This window comes from Myxococcales bacterium (assembly GCA_016712525.1).
Classification (GTDB): domain Bacteria; phylum Myxococcota_A; class Polyangia; order Polyangiales; family Polyangiaceae; genus JAAFHV01.
Map to the genome: position 1 here is coordinate 20757 of JADJQX010000004.1, position 8163 is coordinate 28919.

Here is an 8163-nt window from a genome sequence, read left to right on the forward strand (position 1 = left end):
CGAGCGGTGCGGGCTCGGATGCGACGACGGTGAGGGAGTGGTTGCGGCCGCAGTTCTTTGATGTCCATGTTGTCTTTGGTAGGCTCGTCCTCGAGAACGTCGCGACAGGAGTATGGTGATGGATCGGAAGGCTGACTTGGTGCGAGTCTTTCGAGAGGGCGTGCTCGCGCAGGGTGAAGCGAGGGACGCGACACTCGGGAACAAACACGCGAAACGTTACATTGCTGCGTTTCAAGCTCTGCGTGCCATGGGCGACGAGGGGCGGGACGCACTGGTGCCACTCATGTTCGAGGGACCAAACGATGTAAGGTCGATGGCGGCTGCGTTTCTCCTTCGCCACCGACATCAAGACGCGAGACGTGTGCTCGAGGAGATTTCGCGTGGTGAAGGGATGGTGAGCTTCGGGGCGGGCGAGTGCCTGAAGCGTTGGGAGGAGGGGGTGTGGGCGTTGGACCCGGAGGAATCCCGTCATGAAAGCGTGCAAACCTCAGCGAATGGCGAGCTCGGTACGGTGGAAGGCATGCTCTCGAACGATCCTGTCGAACACTCGGATCAGCATGATCCGGGGCCCTTCGGCTTCGTTTGGAATGCGGCCGCAGAGGAGGATGGGCCCGGAGGACAGCAGATTCGGACTTGCGATATTCCGCTCAAGGACGTGAAAGCCGGGAAGGTTTGGAAGGTGACGGACGACCGAGACCCGGACATGCTGAGGTGGTCGATAGAGCCCCTTCGTGCGCTGCCACAGGAGGAGGCGACCGTTGTGTATTCGGTGGTCGGGGTACACCCGAGCGGTATGGTTATGCCCAAGTTGTTGATTCGTGAGGTTGGCACGTTCGACTGGTGGGGGGATTCCCTCGAGTATAGGGACGGGGCATGGCGAGAGCGTGACCCACAACCTGGCGGGGAGGATAGTCCGTGGATTAACGCCGAGTACTATGTTGGCTCGCCACTTCCGAACGACCCGTCGTTCTCGGGAGGAGACTCTCATGAGGTGCACCGGACCGCCTTCGCTCGATGGCGGGACAGGCTTCCTGAGTAGCGGCGACACCCGGCAGGGCGTGCGAGAGAGAGAGATGATGAGTAAGTTCCGGATCCATGCTCCCGTACTACTTTGTGCCAGTGGCGGTCCGTTCTTCCGGCGACTCGAGAAACTGTCGTGGCGGCTGCTCGGAAGGTACGCATCGCATGCAGAAATTCTGAGGGCGCTTGGGTCATGAAGGTCGTTCATCGAATCGGTTTTCGGGCAAGTGGGGAACAGCGCCTCGCACTCGAGGCTCTCGGCGTGAAGCTCCCCTCTGCGGTTTCGCTTCCCGAGGGCGGGGAACCACTGCTCACTTTCGATGTGGACGAGAACCACCCGAACTGGAGCTTACTCTCGGCGTTGTTCGACGGATGGAACGTGTTCAACATGGTCCGAACCGAGTTCACGAAGAAGGAGCTCGAGTCCGCGCGCTGGTTGGAGGTCGGCGCATGGCATCACGGCTACCCGCAGCCGCACGACGAGGAGTTCGGATATCTACAGGCGACGTACGACCTCACCGACTGGTGCGAGTCGTGCGGTATCGGCATGAAGCAAAAGGCGCCTTTCCAGATGAAGCGCGAGCCGAAGTGGGGCGCAACGCGATCATGCAGCTCATCTGGGTGTACGACGAGCTCTCTGTTACTCCCGATGCCTGGATTCGCGCCTTCAAGCCCGCAGGCGTGGGGCTGTCGGCCTGTCTTGAATACCAAGGGCGTCGAGCTCAAGACCGTGGTTCAGCTCGTCGTGGAGACAAGGGTTGGCATCGTCACGAATGGGCTCGCCTTCGAGCGATGCGAGCGGTGCGGGCGGACGAAGTACCTGCCCGTCACGCGGGGCGCATTTCCGGCGCTTCGTGACGTTCCGACCGCTTCGCTCGTGCGCACGGCCGAGTACTTCGGAAGCGGAGGGCAGGCCGATCAGCGCGTGCTCATGTCGCAGGACGTCGCTCGCGCGCTCAACGCCGCCGGTGTCCGCGGTGCGGTGCTCAAGCCCGTGACGGAGCTCTAGAACGGGGGCCCTCGAAGAGAGAGCTGATGGCTTCAGGGCCGTCGCATGTGTGCCATGGCGCCCCAGATGCTTGCCGCATGGGCAACGTCGGTGGGGCTCCGGCTGGTCCATTCGTCCGAGCGGTGCGGCGGAACGTGTCAACGCGTTTGAGACAGCGAGTACGTGAGTTCTATGGGGCGACGACCTGCGAAGGTTGCTCCGGCTCCGCGCGGCACGGACGTCGGGCGCGACGAGTGGCGGGCGCGCCGCGCGGTTCCGCACCTCCGGTCGAGGGGCGCGTGTCGATGAGGGGCGGGTCGTCCCGGTGGTCGGTGTCGTGCGCGCGGACCTCGCGCCCCTCCACCGTCGCCGCGGTCGGTTCGGCAGAGATGGGATTGATTTCGACCTTCGTCGGTGGCCGACGGACGGTCGGTTGTCCGTTCGGAAAGCGTTCCGGATGGGCCGCGTAGGCAGCATCGAGCGCGCGCTGCCGGTCTTCGGCGACTTGGTCGACGCGGCCGTGGAAGACGTCGGCTGGCGTGAAGAGCGCGAGGCCGGCGTGGTGATGCTCGTCGTTGTGCCAGCCGAAGAAGGGCTCGAGCCACCCGCGTGCGTGCACCTCGCTGGCGAAGCGGACCGGGTAGTCGGGTTGGTACTTCAACGTCTTGAACTGCGCCTCGCTAAAGGCGTTATCGTCCGAGACGCGCGGCCGGCTGAAGCTCCGCGATGCGCCGAGGTCCAGAGGAGCTGGGCCAGGGTGTCGCTCTTCATCGCGGAGCCGCGGTCCGCATGAACGATGCAGGCCGGGCTCGATGCCGTGGCGCGCGATGGTCTCGGCGAAGAGCGTGGCAGCGAGGTGCTTGCATTCCTTGGTCGCGACCATCCAGCCGACGACGAAGCGGCTGAACAGGTCGATGATGACGTAGAGATGGAAGAACTTGCCCTTCTCGGTCGTCGCGAGCTTGGTGATGTCCCACGTCCAGACCTGATTCGGTGCGGTAGCCGTGAGCGACGGTGTCGGGTGCACCTTCGCCTCGCGAACGTTGCGCCGCTCCCGGACCTCGCCCGAGTCGGCGAGCACGCGGTACATCGTGCGAATCGAACCGATGTACGCGCCTTCTCCGAGCAGCGTCGCGTAGACCTCAGCCGGGGGCTGATCCACGAATCTCGGATCGTGAAGCGTGTCGAGGATGCGCTTCCGCTCCTCTTCCGTGAGCGGAACGTGTCAACGCGTTTGAGACAGCGAGTACGTGAGTTCTATGGGGCGACGGCCTGCGAAGGTTGCTCCGGCTCCGCGCGGCACGGACGTCGGGCGCGACGAGTGGCGGGCGCGCCGCGCGCATCCGTACCCCCGGTCGAGGGGCGCGTGTCGATGAGGGTCGGGTCGTCCCTGTGGTCGGTGTCGTCTGCGCGCGTAACCGGCCAGGTTCGCGCCTTCGAGTCTGACCTGATTTCAATGCGTTACGGCCAACGTCGGTGGGCCCTGGGCCGGGACCTCGGTGGCGAGCCGCGGCGGTCTCCACAGAGCCCTCGCGGCCCACGACGCGACCCGCTCCCCACGCCTCCGAGGCACCCTTCCTAAGTCTTTTCAGCTACTTGGCGCCAACGTCGGTCGCCCCGCACCCGTCGAAGCGCCGCAGGTGCTCGCGCGCTGCCCCCACCCGTCGCTCACACCCGCCGTGCCCAAAATGGGTGCCCGACACCCATCCGGAGCACCGGCCGTGCCCAAAATGGGTGCCCGAGACCCCACCTCCGGCACCGGCCGTGCTCGCGGCACCTGCCCCGCACCCCCGCGAAGCACGCGCCGTGCTCCGCGCGGCTCGGGCTGCCTCGCGAGCCCCTCTCCGTCCGCGGGTCCCCGGCCTTTCCCCGCGCGGTCCGGGCTACGCTCCCCCCCGATGGTGACCCTCGAAGGCGAGGTCCTGCGCACGACGTACGAGAGCGACACGACAGGGTTCCGTGTCGTGCGCGTCGCGCCTGCGGGATCGCGACGAGGCGGTCACCCTCGGCGTGTTCCCCGCGCGTACACGGGCGCGACCGTGCGGGCCACGGGGACGTGGGAGACCGATCCGCAGCACGGGGCGCAGCTCCGCGTGTCGGGCCTGTCCGTGCTCGAGCCGAAGACCGCCGCAGGCCTCGAGAAATACCTGGGCTCGGGCGTCATGCCGGGCATCGGGCCGACGTACGCGAAGCGCATCGTCGAGGTCTTCGGGAGACACCCTGCGCGTGCTCGACGAAGCCCCGAGCGCCTCTCCGAGGTGCCGGGGCTCGAAAGAAGCGCATCGTGGGCATCGTCGAGGCGTGGCGCGAGAACCGCGCCCTGCACGACGTCATGGTCTTCCTCCAGGCGAACGGCGTGCTCCCCTGGCTCGCCGCGCGCATCGTGAAACGCTGCGGGCCGCGCGCCGCGCAGATCGTGGCCGACGAGCCCTACCGCCTCGCGCTCGAGGTCGCCGGCATCGGCTTCCGCACCGCCGATCGCATCGCCGAGTCGGTCGGTGTGGCGCGCGACTCGCCGCTCCGCCACCAAGCCGCGCTCCTCCAGGCCGCGCGACGAGAGACCGAGAAGGGGCACACCTTCACCCCCGAGGTCGACCTCTTCGTCGCCACGCGCGCGCTCCTCCAAGACGACGTGCCCACGGAAGATCTCGCGCGCGGCCTCCACGCGCTCGTCTTGGGCGGCCACGCGTACGTCGACGTGGGCGGAACGCCTGGCTCTCGCGGAACGTCTCCACTTGGCCGACGTGCTCGAGGCCGAGGCGCGCCTCGCGAAGCGCTCGTGCCCTCGCGAAGAGCGAGCCCGATCGCGGCCTCGACGTGTCCGACGACGACCTCGCCGCCATCGTCGGCGCCTCGGGGTGGCCCCCTCGGACGAACAGCGCCTCGCCCCCGAGGCCGTGCGAAGGTCCCCCGTGCTCGTCGTGACCGGGGCCCCGGCGTCGGCAAGACCACGCTGCTCTCGACCATTTTGGCCCTCTTTCGCAGAGGTCGCCTGATCGTGCGGCTCTCGGCCCCGACGGGCGCGCGGCCAAGCGCATGAGCGAGTCGTCCGTCCGAGGCCGTCACGCTGCACAGGCTGCTCGAGGTCGATCCGAAGACGCTCACCTTCAAGCGCAACGGAAGCTCCCCCTCGACGGTGACGCCTTCGTCGTCGGACCAGCATGGTCGACATCGCCTCGCCGACGCGCTCCTCGCGCCATCCCCGACGGAAAGCGGCTCGTGCTCGTGGGCGACGTCGATCAGCTCCCGAGCGTGGGCCCCGGCAACGTGCTGCTTCGACGTGATCGCTCCGGCGTCGTGTCCGTCGCGCGCCTCACCACCGTGTTCCGCCAGGCGCGCACGAGCCGCATCGTGCTCGCCGCCCACGCCATCAACCGCGGCGAGGCCCCGAGGAGCTCGCGGCCGGCGAAGAGAGCGACTTCTTTCGTCCCCTCGAAGGACGCCGCGAGCACGGCGCGCATCGTCGAGAAGCTCGTCACCGAGCGCATCCCCAGGAAACTCGGCCTCGATCCGGTGCGGGACGTGCAGGTGCTCACGCCCATGCAAGGGCCCGCTCGGCGCCCTCGCCCTGAACACCGAGCTCCAGCGCCTCTTGAACCCCGGCCAAGGTGGCCTCGTCCGCCGCTCTCGCGCACCTACCGCGTCGGCGACAAGGTGATGCAGGTCAAGAACAACTACGACGCCCAGGTCTACAACGGCGACGTGGGGCTCGTCGCGCCTCCTCGACGACGACGCGGGGTCGTCGTGTCGTTTGGCGATCGTCGAATTCACCGCGAGATCGGCCGCCCTCGACGATCTCGTGTTGGCGTACGCATGCACCCTAAATCGCCGGGCAGCGAGTACCCGGCGGTGGTGGTGCCGCTTCTCGTCGTCGCCCCGTGTTGCTGGCGAAGAACCTCGTCTACAGCCGTCACGCGCGGGCGGCTGTCGCCGTGCTCGTACCGCGCGCCGCTCTCGCTCGCCCTGTCCCCGAGCCACGCGACGATCGCCGCACGGAGCTCGCGCACCGGCTCACGCGCGAAGCCGGGAGCTGACACGCCGCTCGAGACCAGGCCCGCGCGGCCGAGTTGCCGGGCTCCCCGCGAAGGAGGAGACCTTTTCTTTCCGGGTTCATTATGCTCCGGGTGGCCGCAGGATTTTCTCCCCACGAGCCCATCGCCTATGTTCCTCGGCGACTCTTGTCGGTCTCGTCCTCACGCATGATCCTCGGCCGTGGTCGCGGCCATCTTGGTGCAGGGCTCGGCCTCTCGGTCACCACCGGGGCGACGGCGTTCGGCCGTACCTGGCCGCGGGCGCGACGGGCCTCGTCGCGGGCTACATCTGGGCAAGCCCGTGGTCCGCCGACGGCCGGATCGAAAGCCGGCCTCAAAGGCGCTTCTTTGCATGCTCCTCTCGCCGGCGCTCTTTCGCTTCGCTCGTGGGTGCACGTCCCCTCGACCTGACCGCCCCTCAAGGCCGGCGCGGTGAGCTCGGCCCCTCGGCCGCGACCGCCTCCATCGCCGGCGTGCTCGGCGGCTTCTTCGAGCCCGACAACACCGGCGAGAGCGAAAAGAAAGAGGGCAAAGACAAGGGCGCGAAGGTGCGCGTGGCCGACAAAAGCCGAGAGCGAAGAGCTCGCCGACGAGGAGCTCGACGGAAGAGCCCGCGAAGAAGCGCCGCGGCTGATTCAGGGATATCTCCAGCGCTTCCGTAGGTTCCTCGAGCGTGTCTCCCGCGCGTGCCCTCTACCCCGCCTCGACGGCGGCCGTGCTCGTGGTGCCCGCGTGGAGCGTGCTCCGCGGGCCCGTTGCCGCTCGAGGTCGTGCTCGGCATCACGTCGGTGTACGTGGCGCTCTCGCTCGTGGGCGTGTTCTTCCTCGGCCTCCGCATGTACACCGATGCGCTCGTGCGGCTCCCCCGAGGCGCGCGCGGCGTGGCGCTCACGTTCGACGACGGCCCCGACCCCGTGACCACGCCCAAGGTGCTCGACGCGCTCGACGCGCACGACGCCAGCCACCTTCTTCGTCATCGGCAAGAAGGCCGAGGCGCCCCCGAGCTCGTGCGGGGAGATCGTGCAGGGCAAAGCTCCGGTCGGCATAGACTCGTACGCACCATGGGCTTTTTCCCTGAAATCGCCCGCGTACGTGCGCGCTTTCCACGCGCGCGCTCGGCGTGCTTTCGAGGAGCTTGGGCGAGCGCCCGACGCTCTTTCCGGCCCCCACATCGGGCACACGAACCCGATCATCGCGCGCGTCCGCCGACGGAAGCTCGGAAGCTCAACGTGATCGGCGGCTGGTCAGCGGGCGCCGGGACTGACCTCGCCGGCACCAGGAAGAAGACGTGCTCGCGCGCCTCGTGCCCGCCGAGGAGACGCGCGATCTTTCTCCTCCACGACGCGCCGGAGATCGGCTCACTCGACCCCGCAGGTGTCGCCCGCTACCGGGCTCATCGACAAGCTCCGCCGAGCGCATCCCGGTGGTGCCGCTCACCGAGCTTCGTGGCGCCAGTCGCGCGCGCTCGCGGCCAGGAGCGCGTCCTCAGGTTTGCCCTCGGGGAGCGTCACGGGAGACCTCACGCCGGCCGTGGCTCGTGTCGAGCGAAGGTGGTCCCACCGGACCGGCTCGAGCCAGGCCCGCGGCACACGGCGAGCCCCAAGCCCCGTGCCCTCGCCCGTCTTCGTGGTGGCGGAGGGGCTCGAGCCTGAGTGTCGCGCATACCCTCGGGCACGCCAGGGCCACGTGTCCTCCACGTCGATGCGCACGGCGCGGGCCGGGAGGAACGGAACGCCCCCTGGCTGACTCAGTGCGCGTGGCTACCCTCCACGGGTGCTGCCGCTCACGCGGCTGCCCCGCGTTGAGCACCGAGGTTCAAGAGGGGGTACCTGCGTTGAGGCGAGGGCCGGGCATCGCCAAGAAGGGGCTCGTCGAATCAGTCTCGAGGGAGACGTCGCGGAACTCCTTCTGAGGCGCGGCGAGCGCGCTCACGTCGGCGAGCACGGCGCCCACGTCCGAGGCTCTAGGCCCGTCCTCCGAGCGGGGAGCCTCGGGGCGCGAAAAGTCGAGTAGATCTCGCAAGATGCCGTGGATGCGCTCGGTCTCCTTTCTTGCTCCTTCCGGACGAAGTCGTAACAATCCTCCGGGCTTTCAGGGGTCGTCGACGAGGTCAGCATGGCGAGC

General features: G+C 68.1%; 6 protein-coding genes and 1 pseudogene. 4 read left to right on the forward strand and 3 right to left on the reverse strand.

Annotated features, from left to right (window positions below; all coding sequences use genetic code 11):
* Positions 1-112 precede the first annotated feature (112 nt).
* Both IPK71_11865 and IPK71_11870 read left to right on the forward strand, forming a co-directional pair.
* Positions 113-460: pseudogene (locus tag IPK71_11865) on the forward strand (DUF2019 domain-containing protein).
* A 696-nt stretch (positions 461-1156) separates the two neighbouring features.
* Positions 1157-2029 (forward strand): hypothetical protein, encoded by an 873-nt coding sequence (locus IPK71_11870; protein ID MBK8214431.1) that lies wholly within the window; start codon positions 1157-1159, stop codon positions 2027-2029.
* A gap of 169 nt (positions 2030-2198) precedes the next feature.
* On the opposite strand, the gene IPK71_11875 is transcribed toward IPK71_11870, so the two are convergent.
* Together IPK71_11875 and IPK71_11880 are read right to left on the reverse strand one after the other, a co-directional pair.
* Complete coding sequence (locus tag IPK71_11875) at positions 2199-3098, reverse strand: transposase (protein ID MBK8214432.1); 900 nt, start codon at positions 3096-3098, stop codon at positions 2199-2201.
* A gap of 909 nt (positions 3099-4007) precedes the next feature.
* Positions 4008-4205, reverse strand: coding sequence for a hypothetical protein (locus IPK71_11880; GenBank protein ID MBK8214433.1), 198 nt, complete (start codon positions 4203-4205; stop codon positions 4008-4010).
* A gap of 87 nt (positions 4206-4292) precedes the next feature.
* Between IPK71_11880 and IPK71_11885 the strand changes: the two genes are divergently transcribed.
* Together IPK71_11885 and IPK71_11890 are read left to right on the forward strand one after the other, a co-directional pair.
* Positions 4293-5048, forward strand: a complete 756-nt coding sequence (locus tag IPK71_11885; protein MBK8214434.1) for a hypothetical protein — start codon at positions 4293-4295, stop codon at positions 5046-5048.
* The gene (locus IPK71_11890) at positions 5045-6211 is read left to right on the forward strand and encodes an AAA family ATPase (protein MBK8214435.1); all 1167 of its coding nucleotides are present in this window, start codon (positions 5045-5047) and stop codon (positions 6209-6211) included. The genes IPK71_11885 and IPK71_11890 overlap by 4 nt, the downstream gene beginning before the upstream one ends.
* Before the next feature lie 1643 nt (positions 6212-7854).
* Here IPK71_11890 and IPK71_11895 read toward each other — a convergent pair.
* Entirely contained in the window at positions 7855-8061 is a 207-nt protein-coding gene (locus tag IPK71_11895; GenBank protein ID MBK8214436.1) for a hypothetical protein, read from the reverse strand.
* Positions 8062-8163: the final 102 nt, after the last annotated feature.